General features: G+C 71.7%; 28 protein-coding genes and 1 pseudogene. 10 read left to right on the top strand and 19 right to left on the bottom strand.

The features are described from left to right. Positions 1-252: 252 nt before the first annotated feature. The 3 genes from LV78_RS03130 to LV78_RS03140 all read left to right on the top strand — a co-directional run bounded on the left by LV78_RS03130 (position 253) and on the right by LV78_RS03140 (position 1,622). The gene (locus LV78_RS03130; RefSeq protein WP_253843160.1) at positions 253-657 is read left to right on the top strand and encodes a hypothetical protein; all 405 of its coding nucleotides are present in this window, start codon (positions 253-255) and stop codon (positions 655-657) included. An 83-nt stretch (positions 658-740) separates the two neighbouring features. Then, positions 741-1,166, top strand: a complete 426-nt coding sequence (locus tag LV78_RS03135) for a hypothetical protein (protein ID WP_253843161.1) — start codon at positions 741-743, stop codon at positions 1,164-1,166. Between the two features lie 66 nt (positions 1,167-1,232). Beyond that, entirely contained in the window at positions 1,233-1,622 is a 390-nt protein-coding gene (locus LV78_RS03140; protein ID WP_253843163.1) for a hypothetical protein, read from the top strand. 441 nt (positions 1,623-2,063) lie between these two features. Here LV78_RS03140 and LV78_RS03145 read toward each other — a convergent pair whose 3' ends face one another. From LV78_RS03145 to LV78_RS03165, 5 genes are all read right to left on the bottom strand, one after another. After that, positions 2,064-2,762 (bottom strand): DUF7341 domain-containing protein, encoded by a 699-nt coding sequence (locus LV78_RS03145; protein ID WP_253843164.1) that lies wholly within the window; start codon positions 2,760-2,762, stop codon positions 2,064-2,066. Beyond that, positions 2,759-3,337, bottom strand: a complete 579-nt coding sequence (locus LV78_RS03150) for a zinc finger domain-containing protein (RefSeq protein WP_253843166.1) — start codon at positions 3,335-3,337, stop codon at positions 2,759-2,761. The genes LV78_RS03145 and LV78_RS03150 overlap by 4 nt, the downstream gene beginning before the upstream one ends. After that, complete coding sequence (locus LV78_RS03155; RefSeq protein WP_253843167.1) at positions 3,334-4,560, bottom strand: hypothetical protein; 1,227 nt, start codon at positions 4,558-4,560, stop codon at positions 3,334-3,336. The genes LV78_RS03150 and LV78_RS03155 overlap by 4 nt, the downstream gene beginning before the upstream one ends. Positions 4,561-4,645: 85 nt before the next feature. Then, positions 4,646-5,119, bottom strand: a complete 474-nt coding sequence (locus LV78_RS03160) for a hypothetical protein (protein WP_253843169.1) — start codon at positions 5,117-5,119, stop codon at positions 4,646-4,648. Next, complete coding sequence (locus LV78_RS03165; protein ID WP_253843170.1) at positions 5,116-5,439, bottom strand: hypothetical protein; 324 nt, start codon at positions 5,437-5,439, stop codon at positions 5,116-5,118. The genes LV78_RS03160 and LV78_RS03165 overlap by 4 nt, the downstream gene beginning before the upstream one ends. A 452-nt stretch (positions 5,440-5,891) precedes the next feature. On the opposite strand from LV78_RS03165, the gene LV78_RS03170 reads away from it, so the two are divergent. Both LV78_RS03170 and LV78_RS03175 read left to right on the top strand, forming a co-directional pair. After that, positions 5,892-6,341 carry a hypothetical protein gene (locus LV78_RS03170; RefSeq protein ID WP_253843173.1) on the top strand — a complete coding sequence of 150 codons (450 nt, stop codon included), beginning with the start codon at positions 5,892-5,894 and terminating at the stop codon, positions 6,339-6,341. 208 nt (positions 6,342-6,549) lie between these two features. Beyond that, on the top strand, positions 6,550-6,906 hold the full coding sequence (locus tag LV78_RS03175; RefSeq protein WP_253843176.1) for a hypothetical protein: 357 nt from the start codon (positions 6,550-6,552) through the stop codon (positions 6,904-6,906). 149 nt (positions 6,907-7,055) lie between these two features. Here the strand turns inward: LV78_RS03175 and LV78_RS03180 are convergent, their stop codons facing one another. The 8 genes from LV78_RS03180 to LV78_RS03215 form a co-directional block, all read right to left on the bottom strand. Beyond that, complete coding sequence (locus LV78_RS03180; RefSeq protein WP_253843178.1) at positions 7,056-8,294, bottom strand: methyltransferase domain-containing protein; 1,239 nt, start codon at positions 8,292-8,294, stop codon at positions 7,056-7,058. Positions 8,295-8,336: 42 nt separating this feature from the next. Further along, on the bottom strand, positions 8,337-9,311 hold the full coding sequence (locus tag LV78_RS03185; protein ID WP_344621161.1) for an MvdC/MvdD family ATP grasp protein: 975 nt from the start codon (positions 9,309-9,311) through the stop codon (positions 8,337-8,339). Positions 9,312-9,318: 7 nt separating this feature from the next. Beyond that, positions 9,319-9,603 carry a putative ATP-grasp-modified RiPP gene (gene tgmA / locus LV78_RS03190; RefSeq protein ID WP_253843183.1) on the bottom strand — a complete coding sequence of 95 codons (285 nt, stop codon included), beginning with the start codon at positions 9,601-9,603 and terminating at the stop codon, positions 9,319-9,321. A gap of 212 nt (positions 9,604-9,815) precedes the next feature. After that, positions 9,816-10,502, bottom strand: coding sequence for a helix-turn-helix domain-containing protein (locus LV78_RS03195; RefSeq protein WP_253843185.1), 687 nt, complete (start codon positions 10,500-10,502; stop codon positions 9,816-9,818). A 21-nt stretch (positions 10,503-10,523) separates the two neighbouring features. Then, positions 10,524-10,670, bottom strand: coding sequence for a hypothetical protein (locus tag LV78_RS03200; protein ID WP_253843186.1), 147 nt, complete (start codon positions 10,668-10,670; stop codon positions 10,524-10,526). Beyond that, positions 10,667-10,948 (bottom strand): hypothetical protein, encoded by a 282-nt coding sequence (locus LV78_RS03205; protein WP_253843187.1) that lies wholly within the window; start codon positions 10,946-10,948, stop codon positions 10,667-10,669. The genes LV78_RS03200 and LV78_RS03205 overlap by 4 nt, the downstream gene beginning before the upstream one ends. A gap of 14 nt (positions 10,949-10,962) precedes the next feature. After that, the gene (locus tag LV78_RS03210; protein ID WP_253843188.1) at positions 10,963-11,160 is read right to left on the bottom strand and encodes a hypothetical protein; all 198 of its coding nucleotides are present in this window, start codon (positions 11,158-11,160) and stop codon (positions 10,963-10,965) included. 239 nt (positions 11,161-11,399) lie between these two features. Further along, positions 11,400-11,759: a hypothetical protein gene (locus tag LV78_RS03215; RefSeq protein ID WP_253843189.1), complete on the bottom strand. Its 360-nt coding sequence runs from the start codon at positions 11,757-11,759 to the stop codon at positions 11,400-11,402. Positions 11,760-12,527: 768 nt separating this feature from the next. Between LV78_RS03215 and LV78_RS03220 the strand changes: the two genes are divergently transcribed. The 3 genes and pseudogenes from LV78_RS03220 to LV78_RS03230 all read left to right on the top strand — a co-directional run bounded on the left by LV78_RS03220 (position 12,528) and on the right by LV78_RS03230 (position 14,855). Continuing rightward, the gene (locus LV78_RS03220) at positions 12,528-13,409 is read left to right on the top strand and encodes a helix-turn-helix domain-containing protein (protein WP_253843190.1); all 882 of its coding nucleotides are present in this window, start codon (positions 12,528-12,530) and stop codon (positions 13,407-13,409) included. Beyond that, a complete protein-coding gene (locus LV78_RS03225) occupies positions 13,391-13,621 on the top strand; it encodes a DUF397 domain-containing protein (RefSeq protein ID WP_253843191.1) in 231 nt (76 codons plus the stop codon). Before LV78_RS03220 ends, LV78_RS03225 begins: the two co-directional genes overlap by 19 nt. Positions 13,622-13,969: 348 nt before the next feature. Next, a pseudogene (locus LV78_RS03230) lies at positions 13,970-14,855 on the top strand (IS5 family transposase). Positions 14,856-14,940: 85 nt separating this feature from the next. Here the strand turns inward: LV78_RS03230 and LV78_RS03235 are convergent. The 3 genes from LV78_RS03235 to LV78_RS03245 form a co-directional block, all read right to left on the bottom strand. Continuing rightward, a complete protein-coding gene (locus LV78_RS03235) occupies positions 14,941-16,935 on the bottom strand; it encodes a sensor histidine kinase (protein ID WP_253843193.1) in 1,995 nt (664 codons plus the stop codon). 247 nt (positions 16,936-17,182) lie between these two features. Further along, positions 17,183-17,500: a hypothetical protein gene (locus LV78_RS03240; RefSeq protein ID WP_253843194.1), complete on the bottom strand. Its 318-nt coding sequence runs from the start codon at positions 17,498-17,500 to the stop codon at positions 17,183-17,185. Between the two features lie 67 nt (positions 17,501-17,567). Further along, positions 17,568-18,464 (bottom strand): SDR family NAD(P)-dependent oxidoreductase, encoded by an 897-nt coding sequence (locus LV78_RS03245; protein ID WP_253843196.1) that lies wholly within the window; start codon positions 18,462-18,464, stop codon positions 17,568-17,570. A 146-nt stretch (positions 18,465-18,610) separates the two neighbouring features. On the opposite strand from LV78_RS03245, the gene LV78_RS03250 reads away from it, so the two are divergent. Continuing rightward, the gene (locus tag LV78_RS03250; RefSeq protein WP_253843198.1) at positions 18,611-19,489 is read left to right on the top strand and encodes a helix-turn-helix transcriptional regulator; all 879 of its coding nucleotides are present in this window, start codon (positions 18,611-18,613) and stop codon (positions 19,487-19,489) included. A gap of 24 nt (positions 19,490-19,513) precedes the next feature. Here LV78_RS03250 and LV78_RS03255 read toward each other — a convergent pair whose 3' ends face one another. After that, positions 19,514-20,038: a MarR family winged helix-turn-helix transcriptional regulator gene (locus tag LV78_RS03255; protein WP_253843199.1), complete on the bottom strand. Its 525-nt coding sequence runs from the start codon at positions 20,036-20,038 to the stop codon at positions 19,514-19,516. A gap of 87 nt (positions 20,039-20,125) precedes the next feature. Here LV78_RS03255 and LV78_RS03260 point away from each other — a divergent pair, with 87 nt between their 5' ends. Continuing rightward, on the top strand, positions 20,126-20,485 hold the full coding sequence (locus LV78_RS03260; RefSeq protein WP_253843200.1) for a DoxX family protein: 360 nt from the start codon (positions 20,126-20,128) through the stop codon (positions 20,483-20,485). Positions 20,486-20,573: 88 nt separating this feature from the next. On the opposite strand, the gene LV78_RS03265 is transcribed toward LV78_RS03260, so the two are convergent. Together LV78_RS03265 and LV78_RS03270 are read right to left on the bottom strand one after the other, a co-directional pair. After that, positions 20,574-21,098, bottom strand: coding sequence for a CHRD domain-containing protein (locus tag LV78_RS03265; RefSeq protein WP_253843202.1), 525 nt, complete (start codon positions 21,096-21,098; stop codon positions 20,574-20,576). A 91-nt stretch (positions 21,099-21,189) separates the two neighbouring features. After that, positions 21,190-21,819, bottom strand: a complete 630-nt coding sequence (locus tag LV78_RS03270) for a hypothetical protein (protein ID WP_253843203.1) — start codon at positions 21,817-21,819, stop codon at positions 21,190-21,192. Positions 21,820-21,867: the final 48 nt, after the last annotated feature.

Below are 21,867 nucleotides of genomic sequence, written 5' to 3' on the forward strand. Positions count from 1 at the left end.
ATCCGGGGATTTGACAGGCCATTCGGGTGATCCCCTGTGTCCAGACCTTGCCCAGCTCTTCTGGATTGCCATTCTTTCCCTTTGATTCGGCCTGTGGGTGCGGCATCACCTGCGGGACGAAAACCGAGGAAGGAAAACGAGATGGGCGTGAAAATTGCGTACCGCGAACCCAGAACGACATGGATTCCACCGGTAGGGCGCAGGTTCGGGGCGAGGTTCCCGCGCACTGCGGTCATCCTACGCACGTCGGCGTTGGCCCGGCGGATCGTGCTCGACCTGGAGCGCGAGTACGCCGCGACGCACGAGCCACTGGACCCCCGGCGGCCGTTCGGCATCGCGGCGTGGGTCTACCGCATCCGCAGCGGCGTGGAGTGCATCGACTTCGAGGTCTACGGCGTGACCGACGAGGTGCTGCGCGACCGCGCCCGGTGCGACCGGCTGCGCGCCGAGCTGGAAAGCCTGGTGGCGCAGTACAACTGGGCCGACCCCGACGACCCCGGCGACGTCCGGTTCGGCGGCGGCGCGGTGTTTCTGTGCACCGAGAAGCAGGAGCGCGAGCGCGGCGGGCGCTCAGGGCAGGTCCGCACCTACCGGCGCTGGCTGGCCCGGCTGCTGGGGCGGCGCTTCCGCCCGTACCTGCCCGTCGCCTGCGACTGATCCCGGATACAGCAACGCCCCTGATCACAGGCCCGGCATGGCCTCCCAGGGGCGTGCTGTCGGAACCCGAGAAAGGAAGAAACATGAGCCCCGACGCCACGCACAGTAGCAACCCGGACGCGCAGGAGGAGGTGCTCCTGCGGCACGGCGCGCTGGAGATCGCCCGCGACAAGTTCACCAGGGCCGTCACCCACCTGACCCGCATGGCGGGCCCGCAGGCCGCCGCGCTGCGCACCACCCTCGCACAGGAGGCGTTCGTCATGCGGGTGCTGCACGCGCTGTCGGTGGGCTACGGCTGGAGCGAGGCGATCCACCGCGTGGCAACGCCACAGGTGCTGGAGGCCGCCCGCGCGCTCGGGCACGTGGGCACCGACCTGACGACCGGCTGCCCGGTGCTCACCGGCACCGGGATGCGCGCCCTCCAGCGGTGGCGCGACTTCGTCGCCCCCGTGGCCGCGCTGCCCGAGTACGCGCCGATGTGGCGCTACGTCCACTCGCTCGACGGCTGACCGTCGCGCGAGCGCACCACCGCGTCCGGTGCGGCATCACCGGACGCCCCAACGGAAAGGGAGAACATGGCCAGGATCGAGATGGACCGCGAGGACCTGCCGCGCGTGCCCGTGCCGAACGAAGAGACCTTCGACGGTTACGAGTGGCGCGAGATGGCGCAGGAGTTCGGCTGGGTGGTTCCGGGCCTGTGGGGCCGCGAGGGCTGGGACCTGGGGGCGTGGCCGCTGATCGTGGTCGGGCTGCACGACGACCCGAAGGTGAAGGTCTGGGCCTACGTCGTCTACATCGAGGGCGACATCTTCGTCCACACCTTCGACGACGAGGACGAGCGCGACCGGGCGGTCACGGCGGAGGCGGTCTTCTGGTGGCGCAACGGCGACGCCGACGGGCCGATGGACCTGCCGGAACAAGGGGATTACCTGGAGCACCACCACGGGCCGTTCCGGGGGTTCTGACCTGGGCGCGGTGAAGTGAACTGAGGGGGACCGGCGGCCTGCCGGTCCCCCTCTTGCTGTCCGGGCTGTCTGCGGCCCTGTCGGGGGCCTGCACCGGCCGGTGTACGGGGCGGGTGCCTGGTTGGCACCGGGCGGTGCGGGCAGCTGCGGACCGGTCTGCGGGCACCCGGTCCGGGCCTGTGCGGCCTCTGGGCGGGGTGCGGGTGCCGGTGGGGCAGGAGGGTGGGGGCGGGCGGAGCCCGTGCGGCCGAGGGGGACGGCGCGCGGGGCTCGACGCCCGCCCGGCGGGGTGGTGCGGCCGGGTACGGCCGGAGCCCCGCCGCGTGATCGCGACGGGGCTCCGGAGACCGTGTTTCGGGCACACGTGTACCCAATGCGTCCATAGTGGCCGCCGAAGCAATCCGGGTCAACCGCCGATCGCAACATTGCAAGTGATGTGGGTCACCCGGTCCAGGTCTCGTGGCTGAGCTGCGCGTCCATCAGCTCGCCCAGCTGCACCCAGGCGTCCAGCGGCCAGCACCGCCCGCAGTCCGCGCACACCACCTGCGCCTGCTCCGGGTCGACGGACAGCGCCGGACGGCGCACCCAGTCCTCCGCGTCCTCGGACCACGCCTGCACCGTGGCGGTGCCGCAGGTCGGGCATGCCCGGCCCCGCAGCGGGTAGCGCGGGGCCGGGTCGAGCAGCGCGCGCGCCGCGCGCACCCACCCCTGGGACAGCTCGGCGGCCCAGAGCACGTACTCCGGGTCGTGGTGCTGCCACGGCTCGGCGTGCGCTACCCAGGCGCGGACCCGCTCGGGCAGTCCGCGGGCGTCGTGGCCGTGCCCGCAGCAGGTCCGGTCGACCTCCGCGCCGATCTCGCCCAGCAGCGAGAGGGCACCCAGGCTCGCGGGCGGGCGGGAGCCGAGCGCGCCCGCCGGGCCGGAGCGCCGCCCCTGCGGCATGACCGCCTCCTGGACCTGCTTCAGCAGCGGCAGCACCTCGGCGACCTCGTGGCGGTCGTCCTGGCGGTGCAGCACGTACAGGCCGGGCATGACGAGTTGGTCCACGCTGGCCTCCCAGGTCAGGCGCGCGGTCGCGGCCTCGTCCCGGCTCGGCGGGTCGGGCACGAACTCGTGGTGCTGTTCGTGGGCGGCGTTCACGCGCTCACCGCCCCGTGCCCTGCGGCGCCGCGTGCGGGGGCGGCGGCGCCCGGTCGCTCGCGGGCGGCGGCCAGCCGGGAGGGGTGCATCCGGGTGTCCGGGTCGCGGTGCTCGCGGCGGCCGTCACGGGTGCGGGTGATCGGGCGGCACACCCGGCCCGCGTGCGCCCAGCAGTACGGGCAGCGCACCCGTCCCGCCTGCTCGGCCTCGGGCGGCCTGGTCCAGCCCATCGCCGAGTAGACCGCGCGGATGCCGCGCTGCCCGGCGACGGCGAACCGCGCCCGCTCGCGCACCCGGTCCGGCTCGGCCACCGGCAGCGGCGGGCGCGCCGACCCCGGCGCGGCCTGCGGGGCGAGCGCGACCAGCTGCACGAGCTGGGCGACCTCCTCGGCGCTCACCCGCCCGACCCGCTGCGCGGGCACGGACGCCAACGCGGCCTGGACCTGGGCGGCGGTGTGCCCGCGCAGCTCCCGCCACCAGGCGGTCACCACCGGCTCGGGCAGCTGCCCCTCACCGGCGATGCGGTAGTGCCACAGCAGCGCCCGCATCTGCGAACGGGTCAGGCACTCGCTCACGCGGCCACCCCCGCCCCCGCCGTCGAGGCGTCCTTGCCCGGTGTGACCGTGGCCGCCAACGCGGCGTCGAGCACCGCGCGCAGCTCGGCGGCGTCGGCGTGCACGGGCAGCTCCCCGCGCACCGCCAGGCCCACCGGCGAGCGGTCGTCGTCGGCGATCGCATCGGCCCGCATCCGCTCCACCGTCCCGGCCGTGGCCAGCTCCCGGCGGGCGGCCTCGTCGCCGGGCAGCGTGCGGGCGCGCATCACCTCGCCCACCAGCTCCGGCACCCACGAGGTGGGCAACTGCTTGCCCGCCCACACACGCAGCCCCACCGCGATCACGGCGGGCTCGATGTCCTCGCGCAGCAGCTCGACCACCTGCCCGCGCAACGCCTGCTCCACCCGCCGGGGCTGGGCCGGGCAGTGCACCGACACCAGTCGCACCGCCTCCCGCTGGCGCGCCTGCCGCGCCGAACCGGTCGCCGTGGCGCGCTGGTCGTCCTCGGGCACGTCCGGGCGCCGCCCACGCGTGCGGGCGCCGCTGCGCACGGGCGCAGGCGGGGGAGACCCCACTTCCTTGTCTGCCAACGCAAGAGGGCTTACTCCAGTCTCCCTCTCCCCACTCCCTTCTCCCCCGTCCTTCGCCGAGGGGTTCGCCGAGGGGGCCACGGAAGGGTTCGCCGAAGGGGTGCCGAAAGGGGGCGCGACCGGTTCCAGGAGGGCTGCCGGGGCGACGGCGGGCCTGCGGGACGCGCGGGTGTCCAGCGCGGCCGTCACCGAGGCGGGCAGCGTCCGCGCCCCGGCCTCCAGCTCCCGTGCCGCCACCATCGGGGCCGGGCCGGTCACCTCGACCGGCAGGCGACGCAGCTCCCTGGCCAGCGCGCCGCGCAGGATGGGCGAGACGATCGTGAACGCGCTCCGCAGCGCCGAGCGCAGGACGTTGGGCTGCTTCCACAGCTCGTCACGCCGGATGAAGCTGCGCACCAGGACCTCCTCGGTCTCCTGGTCCACCGCCAGGAACCGCCCGGCGTCCAGCTCGGCCAGCGCCGAGCGCACGGCGGCCAGGTCCAGGTCCGGGTGCGAGCGCGCCCAACGGCGGGCCGCCAGGTCGAGCACCCCGGAGTAGGCGAGCTTGGGCTGGGACACGAGCTGGAGGTAGAGCAGCTTGGCGACGGCGGACAGCTGGACGAAGTCCTCGTCGTCCCAGATGTGCACGGACAGACGGGCATGATCACGCGCCACGGAAGGTCATCCCCCTACGGAAAACGGTGTTGGGCAGCGCGGAACGGCCGCACGAGCGCGTGCGGCGCGGTCCCGGAGCGAAAGGTCAGGCGGTGGCCCGGTCGACGCGGGCGGCCTGGTGCTCGGAGAGCACGGAGAGGTTGAGCGCGTGGACCGGCAGCAGCTTGCCGCCGTTGCCCCCGCGCGCGTCGGTGGAGGCGAGGTAGCGGCCGGTGGCCACGAGCAGCCCGGCCGAGTGCAGGCGCCGCACGGTGGCGCCGATGAGCTGCGGGCGCACCCCGGTCAGCTTGCCGCGCCACCGGTTGGCGTGGGTCTCGCGGAACGGGTCGGCGAGCGCGTCCCGCACGATCACGCGCACCACCGCCCCGGTCTGCGCCGCGCTGCGGGGCGCGAGGGCGAGCACGTCGACCACGCGCTCGACGGTGCCGTCGTAGTCCAGCGGTAGACCCGCCAGGTGCCGGGCGGCCTCGGTGGACAGCTCGCCCAGGACGGTCGGAGTGCCGCGCGGGCGGGTCCGACCGGCCCCCCGAGACCGGTCGGACCCCGTTCGCCTGCTCACGCGGCGTCCACGAGCAGGAACGTCCTGATCTCGGAGATTTCCTCGCACTCGGCGACGATCTCCGGGTGCAGCTCCCGCACCAGGCGGGGGCTGAGCCTGATCCGCAGGCTCGCCCGGTAGGTCACCGCAGGCACCCCGCCGACCGTGCCCACCTCGGCGTTCGCCTCCGACAGGCGGGTCTTGACCATGCGCTGCGCGTCGGCGCGGACCTTCTTCAGGGCGTCGATCAGGTCATCGACCGAGCGCAGCAGGTCGAGCTGCGGGACGAGGTCGTCCAGTGCGTGTGTCTGGCCGATGGGCATGGTGGTGATCTTGGACATTCGGTGAACCGCTCCCGATAAGTCGGTAACGCTGCGTCAGCGGATTGGGCGTGCTACACCTGCCGGGGCCGCATTTTTGCGGTCGGACTATCGATGCCAGCCAGCGGGACAGCAGTCCTGCCTTGCTGGCCAAGTAGCCGCCCACCTTGTTCACGTGATCCACATCTCCCCCAAATGGTGGTGCAGAGCCTTCACCTGAATGGTTGAGGCTCTGCTACCCAGCGCGACACATCCTGGTCTTCCTTGCAATGTTGCGTCAAGTTTTTTCCGCAAAAAACGGGTCTGGCACACAAAACGCCGCCGAAAGGGCTAAGCAGCCACACCCAGTAGCGCGTACCCCCTGCGACAGGCGAAGATTTCACGAGAAGAAATGTCCGCCACGTCAGCCGCACTGATCGCTATGACACAAAGCGTGACGAACAGCGGCGACGGCCGAAGGGGGTGCAGGTCAGGTGGGGACGACAGGCCCGACGTCCGAGGACGACGCCATCTCCGCGCCCAAGCACAACGAGCCCGTCAGGCGATCCCAGGTGGACGCCCTGATAGCCGAGTGCAAACCCGGTGCCAGCATCCGCAGGATCGAGCGCGAGGCCGGTCTTGCGGAGGGCGCGCTCGGCCACCAGCTCAAGCGTGGGCAGCGCGGTCGAATCCCCAGCCTGGCGATCATGGAGAGGTTCGCGAGTGCCCTGGAGACGGACCTGGAGCGCGTTTCCAGCGCCTTCGCGGCGGACAGCCACATCCCGATCGGGGTGGAACTGCCCCCCGAGGAGGAGGCCTTGGTCGCCCTCTTCCGTCAGCTCACCCCCGCCGGTCGGCGACTGCTGGTGCGCCAGGCTGCGGTGATCGTCGAATGCGAGCGTGACGAGCAGCGCGCGCATAGGGTAGGGCGGACACCGAGCTGACATGACCGCTCACCCGGTGTGACGAAAAGCTGCGAGTGGTACCAGGCAGCCGGTAACGTCGCTGGCCGCACTCACGCAGCCCCGGTTCGGTGAGCGGGGAGAACCACAGCGGACCGAACATGTCCGCCCGACGCCACGCCGGGGAGGGCCGCGTCGGGTGGACCGAGGCACGCCCTGCGGCGCAAGGGCGTGCGGAGGAGAAGGAGACGTGCCCAGACACACGCACCCGCCCGACCGGACTCCCGTCATCGAAGTGCGCCACGACTTGCAGACCCCTTGGCTGATCCAGGTCAACCCGGACGGGACGAAGACGTTGCTGATCGTCCCCGGCCTGTGTCTGGAGCCCTTGGTGGACCTCGTCCTCGACCTTGTGCAAGACCGGTCCGACCCCTGCCGCAGGTGCATGGAGCTGGTCGAGCAGTTGCGTCACCTTCCTGACGGACCGGTCCGCGCCATGTCCATTTACCACCTGCTCCACATGATGGCTGGTGGGATGGGGGAACCGCCTCCCAGCGCCTCTCCGGTAGAGCCCGATACCGCCGTCGAAATCGCGAGGGCTTGCTAGCGCTGCCTGAGCAAACGAACAGGGCCCCACGCAGCGGCGATCGCTGCATAGGGCCCTGTCTCCGCGTCCTTAAGCTGGCCATCGTCGCACGGCGGCCTGGGACGGGCAGTACCGGTCGAGAGCACCCCTCGTATCGCTCTCGACGTGCGTTAGCGCAGGTAAGCGACCGTTGTGGCGGGCTGGTCAAGCCAAAGTCGGTGATGACCAGCGCTGGTCACCGTCATCCCCCACCGGTTGAGCTCTGCCCGGTCTGCTGCTTGCCAGGCGTGCAGAACAGGGGCGAGTTCGTCCCACAGCCTCCGACCGCCTCCCTGGTACAGAGTGGCGTGCCGCTCTTCAGCGGTGTCGGGGAGGTCCACGCGTGCCCAGCTGCCGGTGGCGGGGTGCAGCCACCGGTAGGACGTGACCGTCCTTGCGGTATCGGCGTCCGCGTGGGTGTAGACGAGCTGGCTGCGGTCGGCGACCAGGCTGGCGAAGAACGCGGCCAGGGCGAACTCGTCATCCAGTTGCGGGTGGTCGATGACGGTGCCGGTCGCGTTGGCGGTCGTTCCGTGTCCGCCGGTGGCCTCCAGTACGTCGGCGACCGGCGTGCGCGGGGTGTAATGCTGGAGCTCCGAGCGCAGGGGCATGAACCCCGCGCCGCTGAGGAACCGTCCTGACACCAGCCGCTCGCCCTGCTCCTCGCCTGCGTCGCGGAGCAGGACGATGCCCTTGGAGACGTTGGCGAGGATGGCTCCGGCGGGGGCGAGCTGGTTGATCCAGTCGGTGGGGACGCGGTCCATGCCGCACGTGGCGATGATGCGGTCGAACGGTGCGCGCGCCGGGGCGCCGAGCGCGCCGTCGCGGCACAGCACGGCGGGGTGGTAGCCCGCGGCGGCCAGGCGCTCTTGGGCCGGGATGGTGAGATCGGATTCGACGTCGATCGTGGTGACGTGCTCGTCGCCGAGCACTTCGCACAGCAGCGCGGCGTTGTAGCCGGTGCCGGTGCCGATCTCCAGGACCCGGTGTCCAGGGTCCGTGTCGAGCGCATTGAGCATCTGCGCCATGAGGCTGGGTTCGGTGCTGGAGCTGACGGGAATGCCCTCCGCCCAGCGGGTGATCAGGGTGTCGTCGGTGTAGGCGGCGGTGAGCGCGGCCCGCCGCCGGGTCGGGTCGGGATCGGCGGTGTCGTGTTCGGTGAACTGTCCGGTGACGGGGTCGTGCACGGTGAATCGGGGCGCGAAGACGTGTCGGGGGACGGTGGCGAACGCTGCCCGCCACCGTCCTGTGGATGCGGTGGCGGGCAGTTGGAGTCCTGCCGCGAGCGCGGTGCGCAGCGCGGGCGTTTGCGTCGGTTGGGAACCGGCTTCGGGGTCGGTCTCGGCGGGGGTGGGCGACGGTGTGCTCATCGAGCGGTCTTCACCTCGTGGACGTCGTGATCGGCAGGTCGGCTAGCCGTTGGCGAGTTCGTCGGCCAAGGCGCGGGTGATGTGGGGGCGCAGCGGTTCGATCCAGGCCCACTGGCCGTTGGGGTTGAGGTCGCCGTGGAACCACCAGCGGCCGTCGTGGTCCACCACGAAATCCGGGGCGGCGTAGGTCAGGCCGAATTCCCGAGCCAGGGCGAGGACGCTGGTGGCGACGTCGGCAGGGACCTCGACCGGGGTGTAGGTCAGTTGGTCGTGCGCGGCCCGCCAGTCCACCGGCTGCGATGTGTCGTCGACGGTGGGGTGGTCGATGCGGGCGGCGAACAAGCGGTGTCCCACGATGGTGATTCGGACTGAGTAGGCGCAGGGGATGCGCACCTGGAACAGGTGCACCGTGCGGGCGACGCCGTCCGTGATCTGCTCGGGGGTGACGATCTGGGTGCGCAACGCGACCCGCTTGCCCGCCTCGCTGCCGGGACCTCCGGTCAGCGGCTTGTACACCACGCCGGTGCGCGCGTGGGTGCGGCAGAAATCGCGTGCCTGGTCGGCGTCGTTGGTCAGCAGGGTCTCCGGCACGTTCAGGCCCGCCGTGGTCGCTGCGGTCAACTGTGCTGGCTTCTGGTTGGCGCGCGTCCGGTTCTCCGGGCGGTCGATCCAGCGCGCGGGTAAGGCGGTGAGCAGACCGCCGAAGCCCATCTGGGCTTCGGCGGTCACCCACTGCCGCTCCGTCGCGTTGAGATCGGGGTGCGGTGCCACAGGCCCCGGTTTGCGGTACCAGATGGCGCGCACAGCTGCCAGGTCCACGTCACGGACGGGACCGCGTAAGGCACCGGTCCAGTGTGACCGGCCGGGCACCAGGTAGGCGATCTGCTTCACCCATTCGGGCACCTCGGCCAAGTCCATCCGCGCCACCCCCACCTCGCGGCGCGCCAGTTCGGCCACGACGAGGTCGGCGGTGGTGTCCTGGTCACGCGTGATCACCAACACGGACGGGAAAGGCATCAGTTCGTCAGTCCCTGTCCACAACCCAGGTCATGTCGTACTGGGTGTCGCTGGAGGTCCCCATGTGAGGGACGCCGGGACCGGCGACCCAGGGCTGTCCGGTGGGGTCGATGTTGAGCTGCTGGTGCGGGTCGTAGGTGGCACCGTCGAGCACCACAACGCCCTCGTCGTCGTTCAATGGCGTGACCTGGGTCAGCCCGAACGGGCGCAGCGCAGGCGCGGACGGAACGTCCGCCGACAGCTCAGTCAGCCCAGGGCGCGAGGGAAGCGCCCTGTCGTCGATGATCGTCATGCCGGTTTCCTTCCGGTGATCGTTTTCTGGTTCTTCGGTCCTAATCGCAAATCTGGTCGGTGTCTTGTGCGGTCACTGCTACGCAGGACACCGACCCCTTACCACAGGTTGCCGTCACCGCATCCTTGGTAGCTTGCGGGAGGCGCGCCCCTCGCGCGGCGACGTGCACGGGCATACGACGGGGTGGTTGGCCCTGCACGAGACGTGTTTCGCTACTCCTGTCTCTCTGCCTTGGTCTCCTCGCCCATCGCGTCGACGGCGTCGCGGCACAGCGCCGCGAACCGCTCCAGGTAGACCGTGACCCCCAGGTGGTCCTTGAGCACCAGGGCGTCGGTCAGCATCTCCAGCATCACCACCGACTCGTCGACGATGCGGAACGAGCCGCCCTGCGGGATGCGGTGGTTGGGCAGGATGCCCACGTGCACATCCGGCAGGCGGGCGGCCTGGTCGAGGAGGACCCGTTGGTCCTCCCGCCCGGCCACCCACTCGGGCACGAGCAGGTGGACCGTCCGCCCCGCTCGCGTCTGCGGCACGGCGTCCACTCCCGTGAGGGCGAGCACCCGCAGCACGGTCGCCTCCGCCTCGAACAACCGAGCGTCCCGCCTGTCCAGACGGGCGAACCTGGAGCGCCGCCGCGTCTCCTCGGTGACGGCGCGGGCGAGCTGCACCGCGTGGGTGATCTCGTCCTGCTCCGCGCCGTAGACGCGCAGCAGACGGGTGACGTCGTAGGGCGTGGGGGCCAACCGCGCCCGCTCCAGCTTGGAAATCTTGGACTGGCCCATTTGGGCCTGTCTTCCCGCTGCCGCCCCGCTCAGGCACGCCTTGAGCCGGGCTTGGCGGAGCAGATCGCCCAGCAGGGTCGCGGGGCTCTTGTCGGGAGGAACCGACGTCTCAGGCATGTCACCTCTTCTTCGGGCGCTCTAGGCTTCGGAGGCGGATTCCCCGCCCGCCGGGGCGGGCACGGGCTCGGCGGAGTCCGCCCGGTCCTCGTCCGTTTCCGGGGCGCGGTCCTGTCGCCGCGCGGGCGCGTAGACCACCGACCACCGCCCCGGCCTGTCGCCGGTCACGTCGCCCCGTTTTCCCGCGCACGCGTCCTCTTCTGCTCGGGCGTGAGTTCGGGGCGCTGCTGGTGCTCGCGCTCGCGGCGTTCTGCGGCCGAGCGCTCGCCCTGCTCCTTCAGCGACTCCAGCGCCTCCCGCCTCCCCGCCGTGACCGCTTCCTGGTCCCTCTGCCTGGCGAGCTGGTTCAGCGCGGCGGCTTGGGCGCGCGGTCTGTCCAGGGCGGTGGACCGCAGGCGCTCCGCCTCCTCCCTCAGCTCTCGGGCGCTTTTCTTGCTGTCCGCCAAGGGGTTCTCCTTGATCATCGAGAGTCAGCGCCCCGGCTGTACGCCGGGAAGGTTCCGATCGGGTCCAGCAGGATCGGCACGGTCGGCAGGTCGTCGGTGAACCACGGCGAGACGACCTGGTGGTCGGGGGACGACACCGGCAACCGCCCCGCCTGGTCCCTGCCGACTTCTCCCACCACCTGCACGGGCACGGCGAAGGGAGAGGGCCGCACCGGGACCCGCCTTGGCAGAGGCGGGGCCAGCGCCGCCAGTTCAGCGACGACCGGCCCGTCACCGGAGAACCGCGACGGCGCGGCAGCGCTACCGTCCGCGCGCTCAGGGCCACCCGCACGGGGTTCTCCAGGCCCTACGGGCGCAGTCGCAGCCGAAGAGGCCCCGCACGCACCCGACCGGTGGCGCGCGATGAGGTCGGCCACGGTGGGCGCGTGCGGCCGGGTTTCCCGGTCGTGCCTCACTGCGGCACCACGTCCCAGTTGATCGCGGCCACCCGGTCGGCAAGCTCACCGCGCCGCCCGGCCCGCTTGCGTTCCTGGTAGGCGCGGTGTCCAGGCGTGAGCGGCCTCATGGTCTCCGTCTGCCCGATCGCGTGCACCCAGCAGTCGGCGCAGACGATTCCCTGGGGGTACGCCTTACCCAGGTCACGCACGTGCAGTGCGACACCGCACAGCGTCCACTGCCTGTTCCTGCGCCGCAGCCGCTTCACCACGCTCCGGGGAGCGGCGACCAAGTGGTTTCGCTGCGGCTCCCCGTTCTTACGGTCCACGATCAGGAGCCGCCACCGGTACCCGGCGGGAGCTGGCGTCCCCAGCATCAGACCCTCCCTCTCGTCACCGCTGCGGCGGGAGAGCTGCCGGGAGGACGCCCTCCCGCCGCAGGGGCCCCCACGCCCCGCTCAGTTGACAGGCGTGGGGGCTGCTGGCCACCCGGTGCGGCCAGCGGTATGGGAGCGGCGGAGGCGTGGGCCTGGCGAAGGGGATACGCCCCCGCCGCCGCTGCCACCGTGAGGGGGCGCGGTACCGACCCTCTTGGTGGAACTCGGCGACCACGCGTGGACGCGGTGCCGAGGGCGGTAGTGCACGTTCGTTGCGCGGTCCGATGGCGTTGCGCGAACGTGTCAACCTGCAAAACGACCACGAAACTGAGGGGCGACCTTCCGGGCTTCGTGCTCATCAGGACCGCCAAGGACGTGTTTTGGCACGGGCGTTGCTCAGCTCAGCGGTATTGCCATCGTTGAGTCCACGCTTCTCTTCCACGTGGCTTGAAGTCGTGATCAACATCCGCCCCGCATCCACCTGATCTTTACCGCTGCCTGGACTTCCGGCCAGCAGTGCTCCAGTAGGTGCCTCGGCAGGCGCATCCGCCGTCTAACGAGGCGTTGGTTTGGGACTCGCCCCACGTCAGGACCTGTGGACAGCACTGCCGCAGGGCGAGCCGCCGGGTAGCCCGGCAAAACGAATATAGCGTGTCGAGCTTCCGTTTTGCGTACTCCGAACGGGCTACTTGCCTCCAGTGTCCGTCGAAGTGCGTTGATCAGTGAGCGACACTGTGGGGCGACAGCCGGAGAGAAGAGAGGCGAAGCGTGGCCGAGAAGTCGGAAGACGAGATCGTTCCGATCCGCCGCAGGCATCTGGCGATCCGGCTACGGAAGGCACGCGAGGAACGCGGTCTGCTCGCCGAGGCAGTTGCGAAGTGGGCGGGGTTCTCCCAGTCAACTTTGAGCCGCATCGAGAACGCCAAGCAGCGGATTCAGGTCAAGCACGTGCGCTTGCTGGCGAACCGTTACGGCCTCGAAGCTGGCGAACTTGCCCTGTTGCTGAGCATGGCGGAGAAGAGTGATCACCGAGGACTGCTGGTCGCGCACGCAAGCACGATCCCTGACTTCGCCGCAGCGTACTTCGATCTTGAGCAGATCGCGGTGGAGATGTGGGTGTACGAGCCGGGAGTTGTTTTCGGGCTCCTCCAGTCGCCTGAGTACGTCCGTGCCCTACGGCAACGCGATCAGCCCACCGCCACGGCGGAAGAGTTGCGGGCGTCGGTAGCTCTGCGCCAAGCTCGACAAGACGCTGTGGTCGCCCAGCGACCCACGATCCGGCTGGTGCTCGACGAGGCGGTCCTGCACCGGCTGGTAGGCAGCGATGCCGTGATGGCCGACCAGCTCCGGCGGCTGCGCGAGGTGTCAACCGACCCCAGCATGAACCTGACCTTGCAGATTCTCCCGTTCGCACAAGGTGGGCAGTACGGGGTCGGGATGGGGTTCACGATCTTGAAGTTCGGCGACAGCCCTGTGATGAACGTCGTCTACACCGAGCACATCCAGTCTGCCTCGTACCTGGAGGCTCCTCTGGACGTCAGCCGCTACGTTGACCAGTTCAACTTGATCTCGGAAAGCGCCTTGCCACCTGCGGATTCCCGCACGTTGCTTACTACCCTGATGACCGACCTGTGGAACAGTACGGACTGAAAGGGGTAGGCACCATGGCGGACCTGAACTCGGTCACATGGCGCACGAGCAGCGCCTCCCAAGGCAACGGACAGTGCGTCGCGGTAGCACTGCTGGGTGCTGGGATCGCACTGCGGGACAGCAAGAGCCCGCACGCGGGCACCCTTGTGTTGCCCCAGTACAGCGCAACGGCATTCGTCGCCGCCATCAAGGCGGGCAGGCTGGACGGCTGACCGCTACCGACTCTGTCGACGGATAGGGGGTCGGCCACCGGCCCCCTTCTCCCCGCCGCCCTCGGCCATACCTGGTGACCCTCCCGGCTCTCCGGCCGCTCCTGCCAGTAGACCGACCTCAGCCTTCCCCAGCTTTCTGACCTGGGAAAACGGTTTTCCCCCTGTTGTCAGTCAGTGTGACTTTGACATTCGCCAGGCCAAACGGAGAAGAGGGACGCGGGATTGGGCGGCTGCGGGCTCGCTGCGCTCGCCCCGCAGCCCGCGAGGCGGTCAGCCCGCGAGGCGGTCAGCCCGCTAGGGCCTGTCCTCAAAGCTGGTGGTGGTGATCTGCTTTGATCTTGGGTTGTGGTGCGCAGGCACGAGTTGACCGATGAGCAGTGGCAGGCCGTCGAGCCCCTGCTGCCCGCCTCGGGGGCGAAGGGTCGTCCTCGGGTGGACGACCGTCGGGTGATCAACGGGATGCTGTTCAAGGCCAAGACCGGGATCGCGTGGCGTGACCTTCCCGAACGGTACGGGCCGTGGAAGACGGTCTACAACCGGTTCTGGCGCTGGTCGCGCGACGGCACCCTCACCGCGCTCGTGGCGAGGGTTCGCGTCATCGCCGAGGCGATCGACGAGTTCGACCGCGAGGTGTCGGTCGATTCCAGCATCGTGCGGGCCCATCAGCACGCCGCCGGCGCCCGCCGCACGAGCGTGATCGCGTCCCACACGGGGGGCGGTCGGGTCGTGCGGCGGGCGCCGTGAACCAGGTGATCATGCCATCGGCCGTTCCAGGGGCGGGCCCACCACCAAGATCCATCTGGCCTGCGACGGCCACGGCCGCCCCCTGTCGATCGTCCTGACCGGCGGCAACGTCAACGACTGCACCGTGTTCACCCAGGTCATGGCCGGTGTCCGGTTCGACCGGCCGGGACCGGGACGACCGGCGACCAGACCGAGGCGGGTGATCGCGGACAAGGGCTACTCCAGCCGCGCCATCCGCTCCTACCTGCGCCGACGCCGCATCCCCGCCACGATTCCGGAACGTCGTGACCAGCAGGCCAACCGGCGTCGCCGAGGCCGGGCCGGCGGACGCCCACCGGCCTTCGACCGCAGCGCCTACAGGCGCCGCAACGTGGTCGAGCGTTGCTTCAACCGACTCAAGCAGTTCCGTGCCATCGCCACCCGCTTCGACAAGACCGCCACCTCCTACCAAGGCATGCTCGACCTGGCCACGCTGCTCACCTGGCTTTGAGGACACGCCCTAGTGCGGTGGGGGCGGGTGCGGTGATGGGGCGGGTGCGGGTGGCCTGAGACAGTGCGGTGGGTGGCTGGTGTGGTCAGCCCACTGCGGGCAGGGTGAAGCTGAAGCGGGAGCCGCCTCCTGGGTTGTCCTGGGCGGTGATCTCGCCGCCGTGGCGTTCCACGATGCGCTTGCAGATCGCCAGGCCCAGGCCTGTGCCCAGTCTTCCGCTTGCTCGGTGGGCGCGGTGGAAGTTGTCGAAGATCGCGCCGTGTTGGCCTGGGGGGATGCCTATTCCGTTGTCGACCACGTCGACGTGCACCGCGCCTGCGCGGTCTGCGTGGGAGTCGATGGTGATGCGTGGGGGGACGCCCTCGGCCGTGTACTTGATCGCGTTGCCCAGGAGGTTGTCGATCAGTTGGCGGAGCAGGACGGGGTCGGCTCGGACTGGGAGGAGTTCGCTGATGTGGAAGCTCGGTGGGGTTGCGCCTGTTGCGGTTGCGGCGTCCGCGCGGGCCGCCGCCACCTCGGCCACCAGGGCGCCCAGGTCTATCGCCACCGGGTTGACGGCCGCGTCCCTCGCGGTGGTGTAGGCGAGCAGGTCGGTGATGAGGGTGCTCATCCTGGTGTTCGCCCTTGCCACGCGTTCGATCGCGTCGGCCAGGGCCGGGGCGGCCGGGTGGGTGGGGTGGTCCTCGATGAGGCTCGCGGTCAGGTCGGTCCAGCCGTGGGCGGTGGTGAGGGGGGTGAGGAGGTCGTGGGCCACCGAGCCTGCGAAGTTCGCCAGCTCGTCGCGGTGCCTGCGTTCCGCCGTGACGTCGTGGAAGAGGACCACGGCCGCCTCGTTGTCGGGGAGGGCGGTGGCGGTCACTCGGGCCACGCGGGTTTCCGGGGTGGTCGTGGTGTGCAGGAGGAGGTCCTCGCCGTGGGACTGGCGGCGGCCGGAGAGGGCTACGGCGTGGGGGAGGTCGGCTGCTGCCAGCGGGGTGCCGTCGGGGCGGGTGAGGACCGCGGTGTCGGCGTCGCCCATCAGGCGTTGGGCTGCGGGGTTGCGGAGCTTGGCGTTGCCCTCGCGGTCGACCACGACCAGGCCGTCGGCCATCGAGTCGATGATGGCGGCGAGCAGGCCTGCCTGGTTGGAGGCGTCGCGCCTGCCTTCGGCGAGCTCGTCGAGGAGGGCCGCTCGTTCGTCTCGGCCGAGGGCGAGGGTGAGGCCCACCACGGCGACCATGAGGATGAAGACCTGCACGACCAGGACGCGCGCCACCGGTGAGGTGATGGACGCGAAGGGGCCGTGGCCGTGGAGGGTGAACAGGACGGCGGCCCCGCCCAGGGCCAGGTCGTGCAGGGCCACGAAGGTGGTGGGCATCCGGAGCGCGGCCCAGACGGTGACCAGGAGCAGGGGGAAGGCCAGCGGGAGGCCGTGGTTGTAGACGAACGCGACCAGGTAGGCGGTGGCGGAGCCGAGGACGACTGCGGTGCCTTCGAGGAGGCTCGCCGGGTTCAGGCGCGGGCGGCGGGGGGTGACGCGGTTCGCGGCTCGGGCTCGGCTCACGCACAGGCCCGCGGTGCCCACGAGCAGGATGCTGGCGGTGTTGCGGGCGGTCCAGACCAGGGCCTCGGACCAGGTGGGGTCGCCGCCCGCCAGCCGCACGCCCAGGACGCAGAGGACCGCGCCGGTGGTGGTGGACAGGACGGCCGCCGTGAGCAGGGCGCCGAGGTCGGAGGTGCGGCCGAAGGGGCGGGTGCCGCCCGCGCCCCAGAGGTCGGGGCGCAGGTGGGACAGGAGGCGGGTGAACAGCTCGCTCTGGGCCGCCGTGGAGATCAGGCAGACCAGGGCGATCGGGAGGCCCGCGACGGGGGTGGTGAAGGCGAGGGTGACGGCGGTGAAGGCGGTCAGGTCCAGCCACCGGTGGGAGTCGCGCTGGAGGCAGAACCAGACCGCGAGGACGCCGGAGGCGGGCCAGATCTGGTTGAGGACGGTGCCGTCCGCGACGACGAGGCCGCCGAGGGCCGAGGCCGCCGCGTAGAGGGCGGCGAACAGGGCCGCCCTGCGGAGCGGGGAACCGGGCCTGAGTTCGTTGTCCTGCACCACGGGTACCACCGCCGTCCCTCTGTCGTGTCTCGCTCGACAGGGGGAACGGTTTACCGGGGTTGCACCTGAGCCGTTCACCAAAAGCAACCGAAGTGATGTGCGACCGAGGTGGGCATCGCTGGTTCGGGCGGAGTTTGGTGACTTCGTGTGAGAGGTGGGGTGTGGGCTGCCCGGCGTCACGGGGGTGGGACGCCGGGCAGCCCTGGGGTGCGCGGTCGCTGCCCGGCGACCGCGCGGCCGTTCGTCACCGGTGCGACGCGTGGACCAGCACGTGCAGCAGTGCGACGGCCCCACCTGTCGCCAGGCCCACTCCCCGCGCGGCGGCGAGCGTGGCGGTCAGCGCGGTCCCGGCGCACAGGCGTGGCGTCGGGGCGACGGCGACCGCGTGCAGCGCGGCGCGCAGGGGCAGGCCCGGCAGGGTGGCGGCGAAGGAGGTCGCCGTCGCCACCGCGGCCCCTGGGGAGAGGGGCGCGCGGGGCTCCGGGGCCGGTGCGGCGGTGCGGGGTTCCGCGTCCGCCGCGGCGACCGGTGTGCTGTGGGGGTGAACCGGTGTGATCGCCATCCGAGACCTCCCTTGCCTGGTCCCCAGCCTGCCCCGTGCGCGGGGTCCGGGCAGCGGTCTTCGGTCCCTACCGGGAAGGGACCCAGGTCCCGCACAGCTCGTCCAGGACCGCCCACAGGCGGGCCTCGCGCTCGCGGTCGTAGGACTGGGGGGCGGAGTCGGCGACGTGGTCGCGGTCGACGTAGTCGCCGGAGGTGACCGGTCGGGTGAGGGACTCGGCGAGGTGGCGGCCCGCCGTGGCGACGTCGGTGGCGATCGGGGTCCGCGCGAGCAGGGGCAGGAAGTGCCTGGCGGTGAAGCGGACGGCGGGGCCCGCGTTGCGGGTCAGGCCGGTGCCGGGGACGAAGCCGGGGTTGTGGGCCAGGACCTCGACGCCGGGCGGGAGCCTGCGGGCCAGCTCGTGCACCTGGTGGACGGTGGCGAGCTTGCTGGTCGAGTAGGCGGTGCGGCCCGCCGGGGCGCTGTCCGGCCGGGGGAACGCACCGGGCGCGGCGAGCACCTCGGGGTCGTGCCAGCGCGGGGCGGGGACCATGCCGAGGTTGTGCTTGAGGTCGCCGAAGTGGGTGTCGCTGGTGGTGATGACGACGCGGGCCGGGGTGGTGAAGCGGTCGGCGAGCACGCGCAGGAGCAGGTGGTTCGCGATGACGTTGACCGCGAAGGTGGCCTCGTGGCCGTCGACGGTGGTGGTGCGGGCGTCGGAGTGCTGGATGCCCGCGTTGGCGATCAGGCCGCGCAGGGGCGGCAGGCCCGCGTCCAGGAGGGTGGTGACCTCGGTGGCGGCGCGGTGGACGTCGGCCAGCGAGGACAGGTCGGTGGGGATGGCGGTGACCCTGGCGCCCGCGAGCTCGGCGGGGACCCGGCCGAGGACCACGAGCTGGAGCTCGCGGTCGGTGGCGAGCAGGTGCCGGGCGGCGACGAGGCCGATGCCCCTGCTGGCCCCAGTCATGACGGTGGTGCGCTCCACGGCGGAGCCTCCCTGTTCGGCGGTGGTGCCACCGGGTGGTGGTGTCACCAGGTTCGGGGGTGGGGAGGGTGGGGCCCAGTGCCCTGGCCGTCGGTGGGAACGGTAGTACCACCCTCGTCGGGGCGCCCGTGGGCGAGACTGGGGCGGTGACGGGATCTTCGGCGGGGAACGCGCTGGGCGAGGCGCTGCGCGGGTGGCGGGACCGGTTGTCGCCGCTGGACGTGGGGCTGCCGGTCTTCGGGTCGCGGCGGGCCAGCGGGCTGCGGCGGGAGGAGCTGGCGGCGCTCGCCGGGATGAGCGTGGACTACCTGGTGCGGCTGGAGCAGGGGCGGGCGCGGAACCCGTCGGAGCAGGTCGTGGCGGCGGTGGCGCGGGCGTTGCAGCTGACGGCGGCCGAGCGGGACCACCTGCACCGGCTGGCGCACCTGCCGCCGCCGTCGAGCGGGGTGATCGACAGCCACGTGCCGCCGAGCGTGCAGCGGCTGGTGGCGCGGCTCGGGGAGCTGCCGGTGGCGGTGTTCAGCGCGGACTGGACGCTGGTGACGTGGTCGCCGCTGTGGGCGGTGCTGCTGGGTGACCCGCTGGCGCTGCCCGCCGGGGAGCGGAACATCGTGGCGGCGGCGTTCCTGGGGTCGCTGCCGGTCCGGCGGGGGTCGTCGGGGTTGGAACCGGCGCTGGTGGCGGACCTGCGGGCGGCGACGGTGCGGTACCCGGAGGACCGGGGGCTGGCCGAGCTGGTGCGGCGGTGCCTGGCGGGGAGCGAGCGGTTCGCGCGGCTGTGGCGGGAGGGGGCGGTGGGCGAGCACACGCACGACCGGAAGGTGGTGGAGCACCCTGCGGTGGGCGAGGTGGAGCTGGACTGCGACGTGCTCACGGTGCCGGGGGCGGATCTGAAGATCGTGGTGTACAGCGCGGCGGCCGGGAGCGCGGACGCGGAGAAGTTGGACTTCCTCCGGGTCTCGGGGATCAAGGGGATCACGGGGAGTGTGGGGAGCGCGGGAAGTACGGGGATCGCAGTCGGGTAGCGGGGGGCGGCGGGCCCGTGGGGCTCAGGGGTGGTGGGGCTGCGGGGCGGTGGTGTTCTGGCCGGGGCAGCCGTTCACACCGAGGAGGGCGTCCAGGAGGGTGCGGCTGGCCGCGCCCATCGCGCCCAGCTCGTCCTGGCCGAGGACGTCGACCACGAGCTTGCGGACCTCCGCGACGTGCGCGGGGGCGGCCTCGGCGAGCTTGGTGAAACCCGCGTCGGTCAGGGTGGCCAGGGTGATGCGGCCGTTGTCCGGGCTCGGGGCCCTGGTGACCCAGCCCTGGCGCTCCAGCTGGGTGACGGTGTGGGACAGGCGCGAGGCCGAGCCCTGGGTGAAGGCGACCAGCTCGCTCATCGGCATGGAGCGGTCGGGGACCTCGGACAGGCCCGCCATGACCAGGTAGCTGAACAGGGACAGGCCCGAGTCGCGCCTGAGCTGGCTCTCCAGGGCGCTGGGCAGGGCGACGAGGACGCCCGCGAGCGCCTTCCAGTCGTGGAGCTGCTCGGGGCTGAGCCAGTTGGGCTGTTCGGCGGCGGGCGGTTCGGCCATGGCGTGAATGCTACTTGACTTGAAATTTCACATGAGCTGTTATGGTGTCGGTTGAAACTTCAAATCTCGTCGTGAGGGGTCTTTGTCGTGAACGTCGTGCTGTGGGTGCTCCAGGGCCTGCTCGCCGTGGCCTTCGTGGGCGCGGGTGGGATGAAGCTGGCCACCCCGCGTCAGCAGCTGCTGGAGAAGGGGATGGGCTGGGTCGAGCCCCGCAAGGACGCCGAGGTCAAGGCGGTCGGCGCGGTCGAGGTGCTGGGCGGGCTCGGCCTGGTGCTGCCGTGGGCCACCGGGATCGCCCCGGTGCTGACGCCGGTCGCGGCGGCCGGGCTGGTGATCACCATGGTGATCGCGGTCGGCGTCCACCTGAAGGAGGGGGACGTGAAGGGCAGCGTGCCCGCGGCGGTGCTGGCGGTGCTGTCGCTGGTCGTGGCGATCGGGCGGTTCTGAGCCGGGGTGCTCGGGGGCCGCTCCGGCGGGACGTTCGGGCGGCGCGGACCGGGCGGGCGCCGAGGGGACGCCCGCCCGGTGAGCGCGGCTACCAGCGCAGCTGGCCCCGGATCGCGCCGTCCGGGAAGGCGTCGGTGTGCACGTTCACGTAGAAGTCGCGCGGGTGCGCGACCAGGTCGTAGGCCAGGTCCAGGCTGATCCGCGCGCAGTCCCAACTGTAGCCGTCCACGGGCGGGTCCAGGGTCACCACCGGCGGGCCGGACTCGCCGGTGGCGCCCGCGTGGATGTGCGCGGCGGTCGCCTCGCCGATCCGGCGGGTGGACAGCTTCACGCAGACCGAGGTGGCGCGGACCTCGATCCTGGCGGTGCCGTAGCCGTCCGGGTCGCCGGGGCCGGGCACCTCGGCCGCGCCGGTGAGCACCGCCCCGCGCTCGTAGGACGACGAACCGCCGAGGTTGACGCCCAGGTTGAGGCCGAGGTTCAGGCCGACGCCCCGCTCGGTGGCGGCGACGCCCCGGTCGGCCTCCTGGGCGGCGGGGGCCGCCGAGGCCGCGGGAGCGAGCAGGGCGGACGCGACGATGGCGAGCGGCACGGCGAGTCTTGCGAACTTCATCGGGAGAACCTCCACGCTGGGTGAACGAGCCGTCACCGGAGGTTCGGATTCGTGCACCGGGTCGTTTCGATGCGCCGGGGATGTTCACGCTTCAGTGGGTCACTCGCCCACCGTGGCGCGCCCCGCGCCCGACCGCCTCCACCACCCGCTGCCCCACCCCGATGCCCACCCCGACCAGCAGCGCGGCCACCACCGCGCCGAGCGTGCCGAGGCCGGGGCGGAAGGCGTCGGGCGCGGGGTCGACGGGGTGCTCCTCGTGCTCGGCGAGACCGGGCTGCGGCGCGCCGCTCGGGCGGGGGACGCGGGTCAGCTCGTGGGCGACGTCGAGCAGCTTGGCGGCGATCGGCTGGTCCGCCCAGGCGAGCAGCTCCAGGCGGCCCAGGGCGGCCAGCTCGGCGAAGCGGCGGTCGGCCGAGGCGACCACGAACACCCGGCAGCCGAGCGCGTCGTGCACCCGGTGGGCGTGCGCGAGGAGGGCGTTCTCGGCGGCGTCCTGCGCGGGCGCGACCCGCAGCGCCCCCACCCCCAGCTCGGCCAGCAGGGAGGCCGTGGGGTCGTCGGCGAGGTCGGCGCCGGAGTAGCCCGCGATGGCGTGGTGCACGGGACCCGCCGCGCCCAGCAGCGCGCCGACCCGGCCGCGCAGCACCCTGGGCCGTGGCCGGATGGCGCCGACGGCGTTCTCCAGGTCGATGAGCAGCACGCGCACGTCTTCGGTGGTCACGGACGCCCAGCGTGGCAGCAGAGCGGGGAGGCGGCACGCGGACGGCTC

It is taken from the genome of Actinosynnema pretiosum (assembly GCF_024171695.1).
In the GTDB taxonomy this organism is placed as follows: Bacteria; Actinomycetota; Actinomycetes; order Mycobacteriales; family Pseudonocardiaceae; genus Actinosynnema; species Actinosynnema pretiosum.

What these genes read in the sequence shown, in the direction of transcription:
- LV78_RS03135 (WP_253843161.1), top strand. Translation starts at nt 741, where the DNA reads ATGAGCCCCGACGCCACGCACAGTAGCAACCCGGACGCGCAGGAGGAG.
- LV78_RS03140 (WP_253843163.1), top strand. Translation starts at nt 1,233, where the DNA reads ATGGCCAGGATCGAGATGGACCGCGAGGACCTGCCGCGCGTGCCCGTG.
- LV78_RS03165 (WP_253843170.1), bottom strand. Translation starts at nt 5,439, where the DNA reads ATGTCCAAGATCACCACCATGCCCATCGGCCAGACACACGCACTGGAC.
- LV78_RS03180 (WP_253843178.1), bottom strand. Translation starts at nt 8,294, where the DNA reads ATGAGCACACCGTCGCCCACCCCCGCCGAGACCGACCCCGAAGCCGGT.
- LV78_RS03185 (WP_344621161.1), bottom strand. Translation starts at nt 9,311, where the DNA reads ATGCCTTTCCCGTCCGTGTTGGTGATCACGCGTGACCAGGACACCACC.
- tgmA (WP_253843183.1), bottom strand. Translation starts at nt 9,603, where the DNA reads ATGACGATCATCGACGACAGGGCGCTTCCCTCGCGCCCTGGGCTGACT.
- LV78_RS03195 (WP_253843185.1), bottom strand. Translation starts at nt 10,502, where the DNA reads ATGCCTGAGACGTCGGTTCCTCCCGACAAGAGCCCCGCGACCCTGCTG.
- LV78_RS03215 (WP_253843189.1), bottom strand. Translation starts at nt 11,759, where the DNA reads ATGCTGGGGACGCCAGCTCCCGCCGGGTACCGGTGGCGGCTCCTGATC.
- LV78_RS03240 (WP_253843194.1), bottom strand. Translation starts at nt 17,500, where the DNA reads ATGGCGATCACACCGGTTCACCCCCACAGCACACCGGTCGCCGCGGCG.
- LV78_RS03255 (WP_253843199.1), bottom strand. Translation starts at nt 20,038, where the DNA reads ATGGCCGAACCGCCCGCCGCCGAACAGCCCAACTGGCTCAGCCCCGAG.
- LV78_RS03265 (WP_253843202.1), bottom strand. Translation starts at nt 21,098, where the DNA reads ATGAAGTTCGCAAGACTCGCCGTGCCGCTCGCCATCGTCGCGTCCGCC.